Source organism: Phaeobacter sp. QD34_24, from assembly GCF_028890115.1.
GTDB lineage: Bacteria > Pseudomonadota > Alphaproteobacteria > Rhodobacterales > Rhodobacteraceae > Phycobacter.
This window is the reverse complement of record NZ_JARCJD010000020.1, coordinates 43259-60368: the sequence shown is the minus strand read 5'-3', so window position 1 is coordinate 60368 and position 17110 is coordinate 43259. Positions and strand designations below refer to the sequence as shown.

General features: G+C 60.2%; 16 protein-coding genes. 10 read left to right on the top strand and 6 right to left on the bottom strand.

Annotated elements, in window-relative coordinates; translation table 11 throughout:
* Positions 1 to 225: 225 nt before the first annotated feature.
* The gene (locus tag PXK07_RS15500) at positions 226 to 1140 is read left to right on the top strand and encodes a calcium-binding protein (RefSeq protein ID WP_274849251.1); all 915 of its coding nucleotides are present in this window, start codon (positions 226 to 228) and stop codon (positions 1138 to 1140) included.
* Between the two features lie 146 nt (positions 1141 to 1286).
* Here PXK07_RS15500 and PXK07_RS15495 read toward each other — a convergent pair whose 3' ends face one another.
* Both PXK07_RS15495 and PXK07_RS15490 read right to left on the bottom strand, forming a co-directional pair.
* Positions 1287 to 1877, bottom strand: coding sequence for an acyl-homoserine-lactone synthase (locus tag PXK07_RS15495; RefSeq protein WP_274849250.1), 591 nt, complete (start codon positions 1875 to 1877; stop codon positions 1287 to 1289).
* A 62-nt stretch (positions 1878 to 1939) separates the two neighbouring features.
* The gene (locus PXK07_RS15490) at positions 1940 to 2392 is read right to left on the bottom strand and encodes a LuxR C-terminal-related transcriptional regulator (protein ID WP_274849249.1); all 453 of its coding nucleotides are present in this window, start codon (positions 2390 to 2392) and stop codon (positions 1940 to 1942) included.
* Positions 2393 to 2528: 136 nt separating this feature from the next.
* Between PXK07_RS15490 and PXK07_RS15485 the strand changes: the two genes are divergently transcribed.
* From PXK07_RS15485 to PXK07_RS15470, 4 genes are all read left to right on the top strand, one after another.
* Positions 2529 to 2975, top strand: a complete 447-nt coding sequence (locus tag PXK07_RS15485; protein ID WP_274849248.1) for a DUF2852 domain-containing protein — start codon at positions 2529 to 2531, stop codon at positions 2973 to 2975.
* Positions 2976 to 3058: 83 nt separating this feature from the next.
* Positions 3059 to 3499 (top strand): RDD family protein, encoded by a 441-nt coding sequence (locus PXK07_RS15480; protein WP_274849247.1) that lies wholly within the window; start codon positions 3059 to 3061, stop codon positions 3497 to 3499.
* Between the two features lie 138 nt (positions 3500 to 3637).
* Positions 3638 to 4462 (top strand): arginyltransferase, encoded by an 825-nt coding sequence (locus tag PXK07_RS15475; protein ID WP_274849246.1) that lies wholly within the window; start codon positions 3638 to 3640, stop codon positions 4460 to 4462.
* A 133-nt stretch (positions 4463 to 4595) separates the two neighbouring features.
* Positions 4596 to 5696 (top strand): DUF2855 family protein, encoded by a 1101-nt coding sequence (locus PXK07_RS15470; RefSeq protein WP_274849245.1) that lies wholly within the window; start codon positions 4596 to 4598, stop codon positions 5694 to 5696.
* A gap of 72 nt (positions 5697 to 5768) precedes the next feature.
* On the opposite strand, the gene PXK07_RS15465 is transcribed toward PXK07_RS15470, so the two are convergent.
* The 3 genes from PXK07_RS15465 to PXK07_RS15455 form a co-directional block, all read right to left on the bottom strand.
* A complete protein-coding gene (locus tag PXK07_RS15465) occupies positions 5769 to 8123 on the bottom strand; it encodes a TRAP transporter large permease (protein ID WP_274849244.1) in 2355 nt (784 codons plus the stop codon).
* Between the two features lie 17 nt (positions 8124 to 8140).
* Entirely contained in the window at positions 8141 to 9088 is a 948-nt protein-coding gene (locus PXK07_RS15460) for a TRAP transporter small permease subunit (protein WP_274849243.1), read from the bottom strand.
* Positions 9089 to 9228: 140 nt separating this feature from the next.
* Positions 9229 to 10311, bottom strand: coding sequence for a TRAP transporter substrate-binding protein (locus tag PXK07_RS15455; RefSeq protein WP_274849241.1), 1083 nt, complete (start codon positions 10309 to 10311; stop codon positions 9229 to 9231).
* Between the two features lie 282 nt (positions 10312 to 10593).
* Here PXK07_RS15455 and PXK07_RS15450 point away from each other — a divergent pair, with 282 nt between their 5' ends.
* The 4 genes from PXK07_RS15450 (at position 10594) to ilvN (ending at position 15519) form a co-directional block, all read left to right on the top strand.
* The gene (locus PXK07_RS15450; RefSeq protein ID WP_274849240.1) at positions 10594 to 12021 is read left to right on the top strand and encodes a cache domain-containing protein; all 1428 of its coding nucleotides are present in this window, start codon (positions 10594 to 10596) and stop codon (positions 12019 to 12021) included.
* A gap of 79 nt (positions 12022 to 12100) precedes the next feature.
* Positions 12101 to 12748: a response regulator transcription factor gene (locus tag PXK07_RS15445; RefSeq protein WP_274849254.1), complete on the top strand. Its 648-nt coding sequence runs from the start codon at positions 12101 to 12103 to the stop codon at positions 12746 to 12748.
* A 383-nt stretch (positions 12749 to 13131) separates the two neighbouring features.
* Complete coding sequence (locus PXK07_RS15440; protein ID WP_274849238.1) at positions 13132 to 14883, top strand: acetolactate synthase 3 large subunit; 1752 nt, start codon at positions 13132 to 13134, stop codon at positions 14881 to 14883.
* A gap of 75 nt (positions 14884 to 14958) precedes the next feature.
* Entirely contained in the window at positions 14959 to 15519 is a 561-nt protein-coding gene (gene ilvN, locus PXK07_RS15435) for an acetolactate synthase small subunit (RefSeq protein WP_274849237.1), read from the top strand.
* A 193-nt stretch (positions 15520 to 15712) separates the two neighbouring features.
* Here the strand turns inward: ilvN and PXK07_RS15430 are convergent, their stop codons facing one another.
* Complete coding sequence (locus PXK07_RS15430) at positions 15713 to 16060, bottom strand: hypothetical protein (RefSeq protein WP_274849236.1); 348 nt, start codon at positions 16058 to 16060, stop codon at positions 15713 to 15715.
* Positions 16061 to 16336: 276 nt separating this feature from the next.
* On the opposite strand from PXK07_RS15430, the gene PXK07_RS15425 reads away from it, so the two are divergent.
* Positions 16337 to 17095: a helix-turn-helix domain-containing protein gene (locus tag PXK07_RS15425; RefSeq protein WP_274849253.1), complete on the top strand. Its 759-nt coding sequence runs from the start codon at positions 16337 to 16339 to the stop codon at positions 17093 to 17095.
* The last annotated feature ends 15 nt before the right edge of the window (positions 17096 to 17110 follow it).

Below are 17110 nucleotides of genomic sequence, written 5' to 3'. Positions count from 1 at the left end.
CTGTGTGGGCCATGTCCGTTCTCCTTGCTTTTCAGCAAGATAGGGGATTTGTCGCAACCCAGTTTAGAATGTGCCGCAACACTGCCCGAAAGTCCGATAAGCGCCTTTATGTTAAGTCTGAACCGGGTAGATAGGTAGGCCCGCTCATACTATCCACTTGCAACTTCGACACACATGCTGAACATGTGCAGACATTAAGAGCACCCGCATAGATGGAGGTATTTGATGGCGTTCATAGCAAGCATTTCGGACAGTGATAATTTCACGATCCGCGAAGGGCGTGGAGGGTCAATAGACCTGAACCTGACAGGACAGTACGGAACCATCAGTTACAGCTATAGCATCCGATATGGCACGGCTGACAGTACCGATGTCAGCGGCGCGTCCGGTAGTGGAGTGCTTTCAATTTCATCCACTGGAACAATCACAAGGACAATCCCGATCTCCTTCAGAGCGCTGACAGATCGGCTGACGGAAGAAGATGAAACATTCAGCGTTTCAGTCACGTTATCGGGTGCGACCTTCCAGGGCGGCAGCAGCTCTGAAACCGTCGTGATTACCATCCGAGATTCTGGCGATATCTTTGGTTCAAGCCGATCCGAAACTCTTACCGGTACGAATGGATCAGAACAGATTTTCGGATATCGCGGAGCAGATGAATTGATCGGACGAGGTGGTGCAGACACTTTGTCGGGCGGTGATGGGAATGATCTGCTGAATGGTGGCGGCAGGAACGATCATCTGGTGGCTGGCAACGGAGCGGACACTCTGACCGGCGGCGGAGGAAGTGATCGTCTAAACGGAGACAGGGGCAACGACAACCTCACCGGGGGGCGAAATGCTGACATCTTTGTTTTCAACGGCCGTTTCGGTGAAGATACGATTTCAGACTTCGGTGTCGGGAAGGACAGAATAGACCTAACTGACTTTGACAACGTGGAAAACCTAAGGGATCTCAAGAGGAACCATGCCGAACAAGACAGCGATGATCTCATCATCACTATCGGACGAAAGGGTTCGATAACGCTTCTCGACACTGATATCTCAGACTTGCGCGCGCGCAGTTTTGACTTCGCAGAAGCCCCTTCGTCTTCGCCAGACGATATTTTTGCAATCCCCGATATAGAATGGCCGTTTTGAGAACTGAGATAGGTAAAGGTGCCAGCAGCACAGCTATGGTCCTGTGGGGAGGCACTTTGCAACCCTCCCAAACTTCAAGCTGATGAGCTTCAAGTTTGGGAGGGTTTTCCGCGTCGGTAAGGGCCTTGGCCGCTACGCAGCGCATGTTAGGCCCCAGCCGCCGACTGCTTCAGGCGGGTGGACATTGTGCAGTATGGCTTGCCACCATAGTCGACATCCCGTCCGAGGATCTTAGTTTCGTAGCCTAGCGAATTGAGGATCCCTGAAAAACTGCGCCTAGTGAAAGTGATCGCGCTGACAGCGCCCTGCGAGACTAGAAAACCATTGGCGGCGTCGAAAAGCGCGATGAGCGACTTCCTCCCTTGTGCCTCGACCCTTGTCATCTCCCAAACTTCGTTGGACGTTGGCGGCTCAAATTCCCCCAAGATATCGCTGGGGATCCCAGGCAGCTTGCCCTGGCAAGCGTCTCGTACCAGGTAACTGAAATTCGCCGATCCATAGGCGACTGTCGCAGTCGTCGGTAGAAGCCGCGCGTAACCGATTAGTTCGCCTGCTTCCTCGACCAGCACATAGACCGTTTCGTCCCTATCGTATTGGTCCCTTTCAATATGCACCGATCTCGGCACGTCCCAACCTAGTTGCTGGGCAAAGAGGGCATGGCGCTTCCTGAACTGCTCATGCAACAGCCCGCCGTACAGCCCCATATTCCTATCATCTACAATCAGTGTATTCAGCATGCGCCGCTCCCCGTCTTGAAGCGGCAGAATAGTGTGCCGGCGCACAACTATTCAGTGATTAATTAGTCGATTATTCGCGACCTATGCGCCCTCAGGACGGCAGCAGCCAGAGTTGGCACCGCCAGTTTCTCCACCACCCTTTCTCTTAGTGCGCTCACGGCCCTAACAGATCGTCCCTCAAGGTTGGCGATTTCACGATCTGTGAGGCCCTGGGCGATCTGCGAAATGTAGCGTTTTCCTTTTGCGGTAAGAACATCCTCCCGCCTGTCAGGACAGGCAATAAGCATATTTGCGAGAAGGCCGCGCAAGGTGATCAGCTCTGCCAGCGATAGCTCGGGCGCTTCATGGGTGATGCCAATTATCGCCTTCCTTCGGTTCACTGTCATCGAAACCACTGACCCGTTCTTCATGCCGCGCGCTCTGGCAATCGCGATGACGTCGGGCGAAGGGTTAGGAAACAAATCTGCGAGTTCATTCCAAGACAGCACGCCTTCACACAACAGCCACACTTGCACGATAAATTACTGTATTCTTTCAAATGGTTAGACGATTAATGTAAAAAAGATTCACATACCCTCTTGCGATGCGACCACCGCGCCTCAATATTGGAGATGTAAAAGAGATTTACATCAACCCAAACCGGAGGTCCCGATGACGACAATCACCCCAACCGCAACCGCCCCTCATGCGCCGGGCCATCCGCAGGGGTGGTTCTCGCGCAGCGAAGCCTGGCTGGACAGCAAGGGCAAAGGCGCCTGGATTGCCGCCATGGTGCTGGGCTTTGTGTTCTTCTGGCCGATCGGCCTCGCCCTTCTGTTTTACATGATCTGGAGCAAACGCATGTTCAATAAATCCTGCCGCAACCGCAAACCCTGGGCTCATCATGGCATGCATGCGATGCGCTCCAGCGGCAACAGCGCCTTTGACGCCTACAAGGCCGACACCCTGCGCCGCCTGGAACAGGAACAGGACGACTTCAACGCCTTCCTGGAGCGCCTGCGCGAAGCCAAGGACAAGGCCGAGTTCGACCAGTTCATGGCGCAACGTGCAGCTGCGGCGGCCGAGGAAGCGAGCGACGGCGACGAGAAAACCGCCTGATCCCTGCCACACCGCCAAAGCCCCGCCTGTCTAGGGCGGGGCATTCCTGCTACACCGCCCGCTCAACACCACAGGATCCCGAGATGCCCGCCCTGCCCGACCCCGACTACCAGGCCGAGTTCTACGAAATGGTCACCGCCAAGCGCCTCTTTGCCTGGCTGATCGACAGCGTCATCATTATGGGTCTTGCCGCCGTGGCGGTTGTGCTGACAGCCTTTGTCGGACTGTTTATCTGGCCGCTGCTCTATCTGACCATCGGCTTTGCCTATCGCACCCTCACCATTGCAAGTGGCTCCGCAACCCTTGGCATGCGCTTTGCCGGGATCGAGCTGCGCGACCTGTCCGGGCACCGCCTGGATCTGCAGATGGCGGCCCTGCACTCGGGCGCCTATACGGTTGCGCTGATCGTTCCCATCCTGCAGATCGTCTCGATCCTGATGATGCTGACATCCGCACGCGGCCAGGGCCTGGGCGATGCCTTTCTCGGCACGGTCATGTTGAACAGGCGCCACCGCAGCGGCTGAACGCGGTGCTCCGGCCGCAAAGAAACCAGTGTGAAACCATTTTGCCCATCCACCCTTGGCGCGCGGGTTGGTCGTTGTTATCCTGATAGGTAACACTTTGCCGTTTCGTACATCCGTTCTGGACCTTATCCCGCCCCCATGCGTCACACCCTCCCGATAGCACCGCAGTTCTATGTGACGGCGCCTCAGCCCTGCCCCTATCTGGACGGGCTGATGGAGCGCAAGCTCTTCACGGCCTTGCAAGGCGACGGGGTGGAGCAGTTGAACAACAGCCTGTCGCAACAGGGGTTCCGGCGTTCTCAGAACGTGCTTTATCGCCCGTCCTGCTCGGACTGTTCCGCCTGCCTGTCGGCCCGGATCAACGTGGCGGAGTTCACGCCCAGCCGCGGTCAGAAGCGGACGATGCGGCGCAACCAGCATCTGATGCGGCGTGCGACCTCCCCCTGGGCGACCGAAGATCAATACCAGCTGTTCCGCCACTATCTGGACAGCCGTCATTCCGATGGCGGCATGGCCGATATGGATGTCTTCGAATATGCCGCCATGATCGAGGAAACGCCGATCCGCAGCCGGGTTGTCGAATATACCGACCGCGGCAGCAACGCCCTGACCGCCGTGTCCCTGACCGATGTTCTGGAAGACGGGTTGAGCATGGTCTACTCCTTCTATGATCCGGATCAGCCGCAGAACTCCATCGGCACCTACATGATCCTGGATCACATCGAGATCGCCCGCGAGGCCGGGCTGCCCTATGTGTATCTGGGCTATTGGGTCAAAGGCAGCCCGAAGATGGGATACAAGATGAAGTTCTCCGGGCTGGAGCTTTATCACGGCGGCGCCTGGAAGCCGCTGCGGGAAATCGAGGAGGAGAGCGAGGCGGCCACCGGCCCGGCGCCCCGCACGATTTCCGAACAGGTCGCCAATATCCAGCTGCCGCAGCAACCGGCGCACAAGCCCGGCTGAACCAGGCGCGCGCCCGGTGACGGGCCTTGCTTGAGCGCCCCCTTTCGCTTTGACGCAGCGTCCCGGCTTCATGCGGTGCTTTCGTTTGTCCCCGCGCGCCGCATAGGCTTGGGACAAAGGGAGACCATGAGACATGATACCGGACGCTTCACAGACGCAGACCTTCGAAGTCTGCAAGACCGACCTGGCGCAGCATCGCCTCACCGCTTGCGCGACAGCCACGCCCGCAGCTGGAGAGATCACCGTACGCATTGAGCGATTTGGCCTGACCGCCAACAATATCACCTATGGCGTGGTCGGGGAGCGGATCGGATATTGGAAATTCTTCCCCACAAAAGACAGCAATTGGGGCGTTCTTCCGGTCTGGGGCATCGGCATCGTCGAAGACAGTTCGGTAACGGGCATCACCGCCGGGGAAAGGCTGTTTGGCTACTGGCCCATGGCGTCGCAGGTGACCCTGCAACCGCAGAAGGTCACCGCAGAGCGCTTCTTCGATGGCGCGGCGCACCGGCAGGAGCTGCCCGCCGTCTACAATTGCTATCTTCGCCTGTCCAACGACCCGGCCTATGACCCGGATCTCGACGATCTGCGCATGGTCCTGTGGCCGCTCTATGCGACCTCCTACTGCCTGTATGATTTTGCCAAGGACAATGACTGGTTCGGCGCCCAGCAGGTGCTGATCGTCTCCGCCTCCTCCAAGACCGGGATCGGCACCGCCTATGCCCTTAAGGAAGACCCGGAGGCCCCGCCGGTGCTGGCGCTGACCTCGGCCGGAAATGCAGACAAGGTTCGCGCGCTCGACCTATATGATCAGGTCATGACCTATGACGACATCGAAACGGCCCTCTCGGCGGAGCGCCCGACCCTGATCATCGACATGTCCGGATCCGGCCCGGTGATCAACCGCCTGCACCGGCACCTGGGGGCGGCGATGCGCTACACCAGCCACGTGGGGCTGACCCATTACGACGATGCCGGGATGGGGGCCGATTACATCCGCGACCGCAGCGCCATGTTCTTTGCTCCCGGCCATATTGCGAAACGTGGAAAGGACTGGGGAGCAGGCGAATTCGATCGCCGCTCGGCGGCCTTCTGGGAACGGGCCGCCAAAGCCAGCACCCAGTGGTTGACCCTCTCCCACGGCAGCGGAGCCGAGGCTGTCACCTCTGCCTATCAAGAGGTCCTGGAGGGACGCACCCCTGCCGACAGGGCCTGGACCCTGTCGATGGGCTGAAGGCCAGCGCAACGAACGGAACAAAAAAGGGGCCCACGCAGGGCCCCTTCGTTTTCTCGCAGGCTGATCTGATCAGCTTGGCATCAGGGCCGGTACGATGGTCACGATCGAGGGGAACAGCCACAGGATCGCCAGACCCGCCACCTGGATCAGCACGAAGGGCAGAACCCCGCGATAGATATGACCCGTTGTCACCTCTTTCGGTGCAACCCCGCGCAGGTAGAACAGCGCAAAGCCGAAGGGCGGTGTCAGGAACGAGGTCTGCAGGTTCACCGCAACCATGATGGTCACCCATTTCGGATCGAAGGACCCGCCATAGATCACCGGTCCGACGATCGGGATCACGATGTAGATGATCTCGAGGAAGTCCAGAACGAAGCCCAGGAAGAACAGCACCAGCATCACGATCAGGAAGACCGTCATCTCGTTGTCAAAGCTCTTCAGGAACTGCTGGATATAGTGTTCCCCGCCAAAGGAGATCACCACCAGGTTCAGGAGCTGCGAGCCGATCAGGATGGTGAAGACCATCGAGGTCACCTTGGCCGTCTCCCGCACGATGGGTGTCAGCACCCCGCCACGGAACAGGACCCAGCAGCCGAACAACAGGCCAAACAGCGCATAGAGATAGGCCGCATAGGCAAAGAAGAAGGCCACCCAGCTTTCGAAGGAAACATTGTCCTGGTTGATCCGCAGGTCGAAGTTCACCCCGATCAGGATGCAGATGATCACCGCGAAGGTAGACCCGATGATGATCTTGCCCGAGCGTCCCTCGTCCTGCAGACGGCGATAGGCCGCCAGCATGATGGCACCACCGGCCCCCAGCGCCGCCGCCGGCGTCGGGTTGGTGATCCCGCCCAGGATCGACCCCAGCACTGCCACGATCAGAACCAGCGGCGGGAAGACCACCCGGATCAGATCGTTGCGCGCGCAGCGGATCGCCGCCTCCTTGCAGCCATAAAGCGCAATCGCCAAAGGCAGCAGGATCAGCAGCACGGTCGCCCCGGCAGAGGTCGTCGGTGCAATCAGCAGGATGTCGACGAGCGCCAGCAGCAACAGGCCAATGGCCCCCAGGATCAGCGGCTTGCCATCGCGCGACGGGGCAACCCCGCGACCAACGGCCAGAACCAGACCCAGAAGCACCATGATCACGGTGATGCCGGTGCCGATCGGCGCCGCATTGGCGATCTTGGCAGCCTTGGCTTCGGCGATCTGCTCTTCGGTCAGACGCTCGGCCGAAGCAACACCACCTGCGGCATCAATGGCTTCCTGTTCCGCCACCGCGGCATCCCAGGCCTCCTGACCGTGCAGGTCGATCATCGACGCCTTGCACTCTTCTCCGACCGAGGTGCGCAGCGATGCGGTCTGACCGGCATCGGAGAAGCTGGAGACGCTGATGTTCTGCGACCCGATGATGCCAAGGGATCCCAGCAGCAGCGCACCACCGATGATGGCCGCGGGCGCGCCCAGGAACCAGGTCAGGGCCTCGTTGCGGGTGATCGGCTCATCGCTGGCACTGCCCATTTCCACGGCAGGCGCCTTTTCCGGGTTCAGCAGGGCAAAGCCGAAGGCATAAAGCGCATAGAGCAACGCCAGCATGATGCCCGGCAACAGGGCGGCCTGGAACAGGGTGCCAACCGACACCACGGCAGGTTCACCGAGGAAGGTCAGCGCATCGGTACAGCCTGCTTCCTGCGCACGGGTTTCCTGTGCGGTGGAGTAGAGGTCGCCCGCCAGGGTGCCCAGCAGAACGATCACGATGGAGGGCGGAATGATCTGCCCCAGCGTGCCCGAGGCCGCGATCACACCGGTGGCCAGTTCCGGGCTGTAGTTGTTGCGCAGCATGGTCGGCAGGGCCAGCAGGCCCATGGTCACCACGGTTGCGCCCACGATCCCGGTGGAGGCCGCCAGGAAGGCGCCCACAACCACGATGGAGACCGCAAGACCGCCCGGCAGCGGGCCAAAGACGCGCGCCATGGTGGTCAGCAGATCGTTGGCGATCTTCGAACGCTCCAGCGTGATGCCCATCAGGACGAACATCAGCACCGCCAGCAGCGTCTCGATCGACGCCCCGGCCAGAACCCGCTCGTTCATACGGTTCACGATGAAGGAGACGTTGCGATCGAGCGCGGTTTCCCAGCCCTGCACGAACACATGTTCGGCAACGCGTGGAAGATCCGGATATCGGAAGATCGAGATCGTATCGGGTTTGACGCCCGAGTTCACCAGATCCCGATAGACCTGCGACGAGGTATCGATCGCCTGGTGGACAAGAAGGCCGGCACTGTCGAGTGCGGCGATGATCCCGAAGGAGATGATGCCGGCACCGCCGATGGCAAAGGCCACCGGGAAGCCGGAGAGAATGCCTCCGAAAAGGCAGAGAAATACGATGATCAGGCCGATTTCGACGCCATCAAGACCGAATAGCATGTCAGCTGTCCCTTAGGTTAATGCGCGCCTTCATAGGCTTCTTCACCCTCTCCAAGGCTATCCTTGTCGAGGTATTTGTTTTCACTTGCCGGGCCTTCGATGAACTCCAGCAGGGAGCGGTAGAAGAAGGCAATGGCATGCAGGAAGACGATGCCGGCAAAGGTGACCAGCAGGATCTTGAACAGGAAGTACCCGTTGAACCCGTTGGGGCTGAAGCCGATGGTTTCCACGTTCCAGCGCAGGGCACGGGCTTTCATCACCAGGCGATCCAGCGCGTCCGACGCCGAGGGTTTCGGGACGATCAGGTGGCGCCACAGGAAGAACCAGCCATACATCCAGGTCAGCACGGCGGCGGGCATCATGAAGATCAGCGATCCGACCATATCGACCACGCGCTTGGCCCGGAAGCTGATGCCGGAATAGATCAGGTCGACGCGCACGTGACCGCCCTGCACGAATGTGTAGGCAACGCACATGCAGACGACGAGCGCATTATAGAGCTTCAGCTCCTCGGCGAACCAGGAGATGTCCATCTGCAATTCGATCCCAAGGCCGAAGCTCATGTCCGGACGGGCAAAAACCCGCTGCATGAACACGATGATGATCTGCTGGATCACCATCAACAAGCCTGCCCAGGCGAACAGACGCCCGGTGCCATTGGCAAAGCCTTCAAGACCACGCACCACGGCCCACATCACCTGACGCCGGTACAGACCGACCCCGGTCAGCACCAGGAAGGCGGTGAACACCACGAAGAAGAACTCGACCGAGCCGCCGTAGTAGACAAAGCGCATCAGCGACTGCTTGTCCTCGACGGAGTTCAGCCCATCGGTCCAGGCCAGCCAGCTGTTGGTATTGGAGAGCGCATAGCCGAGATTGTAAAAGGCGCCGGCGATGTTCTGGCCTAGCCAGAGCAGACCACCCCCTATGGCGCCGAAAGCGGAAATGCCAGTTTCTTCCTGCATTTTTCCCCCGGGATCATTGATTGCCACGGGTCAGACGGCATCACGCGTTCCTTACAGCGTTTTGCTCTTCACCCGGATGCAACGGAAAAGGGATCCCCCGCACGGGTGGCGGAGGATCCGATGAATGCGATTGAGGCGCTTTAGCCCAGAACGCGATCGCGCTGCGCGGTGTAGGAACCCGAAGACAGGTTCAGCCACGCCGAGGAGGACTTCATGGAAGCCATTGCGCTGTCGTGGATCTTCTTGAACAGGTCGTCGCCCATGTTCTCTTCCATGACCTCTTTGGAGGCCTGGCCGAAGGCATCCCAGACGCTGTCGGGGAATTCCATGACCTTGACGCCGCCGGCCTGCAGACGCTGCAGAGCTGCACCGTTGTTGGCCAGGAACTGGCTCAGGTTCCACTGGTGGCATTCACCCGAGGCGATTTCGATGATCTTCTGATGCGCGGGGCTCAGGCTCTCGAAGACGTCACGGTTGGTTGCGACCGACAGACCTGCGCCCGGCTCGTGGAAACCAGCGGTGTAGTAGGTCTTGGTGATTTCCTGGAAGCCGGCTTTTTCGTCCGCCCAGGGACCGATCCACTCGGTGCCATCGATGGCGCCGGAGGACAGGGCCTGATACACTTCGGAGCCCGGAATGTTCTGGACGGAAGCGCCCAGTTTGCCCAGAGCCTTGCCGCCCAGGCCCGGCATACGGAACTTCAGACCGTTGAAGTCGTCGGGGCTGTTGATCTCTTTGGAGAACCAGCCGCCTGCCTGTGCACCGGTGTTACCGGCCAGGAAGGATTTCAGACCGAAGATCTGACCCAGCTCGTCATGCAGCTCCATACCGCCGTCCTGGTAGTACCAGTTGGCCAGTTCCTGCGCGGTCATGCCGAAGGGAACCGCGGTGAAGAAGGCATAGCCCGGGTGCTGACCCACGAAGTAGTAGTCGGCACCGTGGTACATGTCGGCCTGACCCGAGGAAACGGCGTCAAACACTTCAAAGGCGCCAACCAGTTCGCCGGCCGCTTTGATGTCGACGGTCAGGTTGCCGTCGGACATTGCGGTGATGTTGTCGGCAACGCGCTGTGCAGCGTCAAACACGCCAGCCAGGCCACGACCCCAGGTGGTCACCATGGTCAGGGTGCGCTTGCCCTGGGCATAGGCCGGGGCTGCCAGGGTGGATGCTGCAGCGGCGGTACCGCCCAGCGCAGAGGTTTTCAGAAAGGAACGACGATCCATGTTTTTTTCCTCCCAAAGTATATGGATTGCCCACGGACATGCCGCAGGCGGATCGGTTCGAGTGGAGCTACCCTAGCCAGACCACCGGCCTTGTGAATACCTAGTACTGCGTAGTTCCGGACCTTTTTTGGTGTTTTCAGATCCATATGTTGCACAAAATTCCGGCTGAGACTTCTTTTGTTACGCAAGCAAGCGCGTTTTCCGGCACTCTCTGCCCTTGCTTTCGGTTTTTGATTGCATAACGATTCGCATCTCATCACGTTGCAACGCCCGGACAGCCTCATGCCCCTGCTTCACCGCCTCTTTCGGCCAAACTACGCGCAAAAACTGTCCCTGCTGGCCGCGATACCGCTGGTTCTCGCCGTGGCGGCGATCGCCCTGCTGGTCGCCCATCAGTCGCGGGCCCTGGCCGAGCGGGAGATCAAGGCGCTGGAACAGCAGTTGATCGAGGCCAAGAAAGCCGAGTTGCGCAACTATGTGACCCAGGCGCGCAACGGCTTTTCCTATATCTACGGTCTGGCCAGCCCGGACGACGAAGAGGCCAAGGAACAGGTGACCCAGATCCTCAGCGCGATGATCTACGGGCAGGACGGGTTCTTCTTTGTCTATGACTACGACGGCAACAACCTGGTCAGCCCGCGCCAGACCGATTTCATCAACCAGAACTGGCGCGGATTGACCGACAGCCAGGGCACGCCGGTGGTGGATACTTTCATTGATCAGGCCCGCCAGGGCGCCGGGTGGCACAGTTTCATGTGGGAAAAACCCTCGACCGGCAAAGAGGCGCAGATGATCACCTATGTGGTCGGCCTGCAGGACTGGCAATGGGCCGTGGGCACCGGCGTCTTCATCGACGATATCCTCGCTTCGGTCGCCGCCGCCCGTGCCGAGGTGGAAAGCAGGGTCCAGCGCACCTTCCTCTATATCGGCGGCATTACCCTGGTGGCGCTGCTCTTTGTCTTTGCCTCCGGCATGGGGCTGAACATTCGCGAGCGCCGCCTGGCAGATGCCAAGCTGAAGGAACTCACCCAGCGGGTCTTTGACGCCCAGGAAGAAGAGCGCGGCCGCGTCGCGCGAGAACTCCATGACGGGATCAGCCAGATCCTGGTCGGCGTGCGCTATGCGCTGGACAACGCCCGCCGCCGCCTGATGCGCGGCGATCACGATGGCGCCTCCGATCCGCTGGACAAGGGGATCGAACACCTTGGCACCGCCATCGCCGAGGTGCGACGGATCAGCCGCGATCTGCGCCCCGGCGTGCTGGATGATCTCGGCCTTGGCCCGGCGCTGAAGGCGCTCACGGATGATTTTGCAACCCGGACCGGGATAGAAACCGAATTCACCACCGTGGTCTTCCGCAACCGGCTGGATCAGGACGCCAAGATCGCCCTTTATCGCATCGCGCAGGAAGCGCTGACCAATATCGAACGCCATGCCGAGGCCACCCGGGTCAGCATTGACCTGCGCGGCCATGCCCGCGGCGCCACCATGCGGATCAGCGACAATGGCCGTGGCCTGCCCCTCAAGAAACCGTCATCGGGGCCGGGAATCGGGCTCCGCAACATGCAGGAACGGATCGATCAGCTTGACGGCAGCTTGCGGATTCTGTCATCAGGGGGAACCCAAAGCGGCACGGTGATCGAGGCCACACTGCCTTTGAGCCACCTGCTGCCGCCGGGCAACGAGGCATCGTCGAAACGGGTATCGTAACGGTGTCGCGGGGGATCCGATCCGTCGGGCGTCTCTGATCGACAAACAGGCTGTTAGGGGATGGCTTTTGCTGCAAGACATGCATGACAAACCGGTCCGGGTGCTGATCGTCGATGACCACCCGATGGTCGCCGAAGGCATTCAGTCGATCCTGGAAAGCTATGACGACATCCAGGTGGTTGGCTCCCTGACCGACGGCGAAGAGGCCGTCGCCCGTATCACCGATCTGACACCGGATGTGATCCTGATGGATCTGAACATGCCGCGCCTGGGCGGGCTCAGCGCCACCGAGATCATTCTGGAACGCAGCCCCGGCACCCGCATCCTGATCCTGTCGATGCATGACAGCCCCGAGTATATCTCGACCGCGCTCAGCCATGGGGCCATGGGCTATGTGCTGAAAGATGTCCCCACCGAAGCCATCAAGGACGCCATCGATGCGGTGATGCGCGGGGAGCGCTATCTCTGCACCGGCGCCGAAGGCTCGCTTAAACCCAAGGACAACGAGGCCCGCGAGGCACTGACCGGGCGCGAACAGACCATCCTGCTGGAACTTGCCCAGGGCAAATCCAACAAGGAGGTCGCCCTGACGCTGGATATCTCGGTGCGCACGGTTGAAACCCACCGCAAGAACATCAAGCGCAAGCTGGGGATCTCCAGCACCGCCGGGCTGACCCGCTACGCCCTGCAACATGGCGTTCTTCAGGGTACTGGGGTGGGGCTCTGACCCACTGGCCCTAAGCGCCTGTGCCTGCCCGCCCCCCTGCCCGCCATCTGCGCCGCTGTTGCACTGCAGCATGGCTATCCGCCCTGCCACCCGCCCCGATGTTTACGGAAATGTCGCCACTCCCCCGGTTTGGCGCAAGAAAATGTCTCCGGATGGGCATTTTTGATGGGTTTGCCTGTTGACGCCCCGTACTGCCGGTCCTAGTCTGCGCTGCAACGCAAAAGAGGAGCCTCACGGCAAATGACTTCCCTAGTCGTCATTGTAGGAACCAAGCGCATGGGCCGGTAACGGTAGACCATAATCTGACCCATGCGCCTCCGACCAGAAAATCGGGGGCTTTTTTTATGCGGAATGGACGTTGCCGCCAACTGGAGCAAAAGCAGATGAAACGTGAAATGACCGGCGCAAAAATGGTTGTCCAGGCTCTGAAGGATCAGGGTGTGGACACGGTATTCGGATACCCCGGTGGCGCCGTGCTTCCGATCTATGACGAAATCTTCCTGCAGAACGATATTCGGCACATTCTGGTCCGCCACGAGCAAGGCGCGGTACATGCCGCCGAAGGCTATGCGCGTTCGACCGGGAAGCCCGGCGTTGTGCTGGTGACCTCGGGCCCCGGCGCCACCAATGCGGTGACCGGCCTGACGGATGCGCTGCTCGATTCCATTCCGCTGGTGGTTCTGACCGGCCAGGTACCCACCTTCATGATCGGCTCGGACGCCTTTCAGGAGGCAGATACCGTCGGCATCACCCGCCCCTGCACCAAGCATAACTGGCTGGTGAAAGACACCGACAAGCTCGCGGGGACCCTGCATGAAGCCTTCCACGTGGCAACCTCCGGCCGCCCCGGCCCGGTTCTGATCGACATCCCCAAGGACGTGCAGTTTGCAACCGGCCCCTATAGCGGGCCGAAGCCTGCCGCCTCGCACTACCAGCCGCCCGTGAAGGGCGACATGGAGGAGATCACCGAGCTGGTCGCCGCCATGGAAACCGCCAAACGCCCGGTGTTTTATACTGGTGGCGGCGTCATCAACTCCGGCCCCGGCGCCAGCCAGCTGCTGCGCGAACTCGTGGATGCAACCGGCTTCCCGGTGACCTCCACCTTGATGGGGCTGGGCGCCTATCCGGCCTCGGGCGAAAACTGGCTGGGCATGCTGGGCATGCATGGTCTTTACGAGGCCAATATGGCGATGCACGACTGCGATCTGATGATCAACATCGGCGCGCGGTTCGATGACCGGATCACCGGCCGCATCGATGCCTTCAGCCCCAAATCCCTGAAGGCGCACATCGATATCGACCCCTCCTCGATCAACAAGGTGATCCGCGTGGACATCCCGATCGTGGGTGATGTGGGCCATGTGCTGGAAGACCTTCTGAAGGTCTGGAAGGCGCGCGGCCGCAAGACCAACAAGGAAGCGCTGGCCAAATGGCAGGCCAAGATCGCCGATTGGCGCAAGGTGAACTGCCTTGCCTACAAACCCTCCGAAGGCACCATCAAGCCGCAATATGCCCTGCAGCGCCTCGAAGAGCTGACCAAGGGCCACGACCGCTATGTCTGCACCGAGGTGGGCCAGCACCAGATGTGGGCCGCGCAGTTCCTCGGCTTTGAGGATCCCAACCGCTGGATGACCTCGGGCGGGCTTGGCACCATGGGCTATGGCTTCCCGGCCTCCATCGGCGTTCAGATGGCACATCCGGATGCGCTGGTGATCAACGTCGCCGGCGAGGCGTCATGGCTGATGAACATGCAGGAGCTGGGCACCGCAGCACAATACCGCCTGCCGGTGAAACAGTTCATCCTCAACAACGAACGCCTGGGCATGGTACGCCAGTGGCAGGAGCTGCTGCATGGCGAACGCTACAGTCATTCGTGGTCCGAAGCGCTGCCCGATTTCGTGAAGCTCGCCGAGGCCTTTGGCGCCAAGGGCATCCTCTGCACCGATCCCAAGGATCTGGACGATGCCATCATGGAGATGATCAACCACGACGGTCCGGTGGTCTTTGACTGCCTGGTTGAGAAGCACGAGAACTGCTTCCCGATGATCCCCTCGGGCAAACCCCATAACGAAATGCTGCTGGGCGACGCCGAGACCCAGGGCGCCATTCAGGCTGGTGGCGCGGTGCTGGTCTGATCCACACTGCCCCCTTTCACGAAATTGACGGGTTCGACGACTGAGCCGCGGACCGATAGGAAAAAGGACAATCCCATGTCTGCCCTACACATCAAAAAAGGCGCCTCCAAACATTCGGCGTATAACCTGCGCCCCACGTTTTCCGACGTGCAGGAACGCCACACCCTGGCGCTACTGGTTGAAAACGAACCGGGCGTTCTGGCCCGTGTCATCGGCCTGTTCTCGGGGCGTGGCTACAATATCGAAAGCCTGACCGTGGCCGAGGTGGATCACACCGGTCACCTCAGCCGCATCACCGTTGTCACCACCGGCACGCCACAGGTGATCGAACAGATCAAGGCGCAGCTGGGCCGTATCATTTCCGTGCGCGAGGTCCACGATCTGACCGTCGAAGGCCCCTCGGTCGAACGCGAACTGGCCATCCTCAAGGTGGTGAGCGACGGCGACAAGCGGGTCGAGGCGCTGCGCCTGGCGGATATCTTCCGCGCCAATGTGGTGGATAGCACCCTGGAAAGCTTCATCTTCGAGATCACCGGCGCGCCGGAAAAAATCGATGCCTTTGCCGAGCTGATGCGTCCGCTTGGGCTGGCAGAGATTGCACGCACGGGCGTTGCAGCTCTGCTGCGGGGCAGCTGACCGCCGGTCCCATGCAGCCTGCAGTGCTGAGCGGGCAAGCAAAACAGACAAGAACACAAAAAGGGCCGCCCACCCGGGTCGGCCCTTTTTCTAGACTGCATCACCCGTGGCCTGGTATCACCCCTGCCTCAGTGTCACTCCGGGTGCGACGCCCCCCGGGCCAAACACGCCATAGACCCCAGTGCGCGGCCCATCAGCCGTAACGGATCGTCTTGCTCCTGTTTGCCGGAAGGGGGAAGGGAATCACATTGCTGCCCATGGCAGTACTGCCCGTACCATCGACCTGCCGCGCCCCCGACGACACCGCCTTGATCAACTCCTCGGCAAGATCCGGGACGCCTTCGCCATCCAGCACACGCGCATTGGCCGCCAGGCGCATGTTTCCCTTTTGGGTCAGATCGAACTGGATCCAGTCTCCCTTGCAGACAGCAGCCTGCGAAGCTTCAGGTTTTCCATGAAAATAAGCGAGATCGCCCTGATCTTCGCACCAGATGATGGCCTTGTCTCCACTGACATCGCTCCAAAGTACATATCCAATCATCGTGCAGGCCTCGTTCGTTTATCGCTCAATTTTGCGGCAATTGACGGTGTGCCAACATGGCAAATACTGCGTCGACCTCTTGCAATTTGTGTCAGTTAGCGTGATCATCTGACGTCATATCGAACCACACTTGACGCGAAACAGCAGCAAGCATCCAAAAGCTATTTAGAAGACAGGTCATTTCTGTCGTCAGAGGATCGAGCAATGGCAACATCTGCCACCGGAAACACGCGGAACGGGACACGACAATCCCGGTCACCCGCCGAATTGCGCGATATGTTTGGCGCCAACCTGCGTCATCTGGCGCTGCAATACCCCTCGATCTCGGAACTGTCGCGGCGCCTTGGCATCAATCGGACGCAGTTCAATCGCTACATGTCCGGCGAAAGTTTCCCGCGTCCGGACGTCCTGGATCGGATCTGCTGCTTCTTTGACGTGGATGCGCGCATTCTGCTGGAGCCTGTCGACACACTTGGCAAGCAAGGCAAGATCCTCACCGGACCGTTTCTGGCAGACTTCCTCGGCCATGGGTTCCAGAACCTCAGCGAACAGCTTTTTGCCTCCGGCTTCTATCGGTTCACCCGCCGCAGCTTTATCAATGCCGACAGTTTCGTGGTCGGTCTGGTGCAGGTCTTCCGCGGGGAAAGCGGCGAAACCTATATCAAGGGGTTCGAAGCCAAGGAGGCCATGCGCCATCAGGGGCTGCCGGAAGATCCCGCCTCGCGCGAGTTCCGCGGTGTCGTCAGCTGCCACGAGGATGGCGTCGCCTTCCTGATTTCGCGGCGCCGGTCGATGGCCTACTCCTTCAACTACCTGGCCCGGGTGGCCTCGTTGGAGAACAATTTCTGGGTCGGCTACGTCGCCCGCACCGTGCGCGAAGGCGGCGACGAACGCGTCACCCGCATGGTCTATGAATACCTTGGGCGGGATCTGGCTCCGGCCATCTCAGCGGCACGCGGCACCGGCTTTGTGAGCGAAGACCAGCTGCTGCCCTATCACCGCAGGCTGTTGCGGACCAAGGAGCGGTTCAACTGATCGCCCGAGAACCTG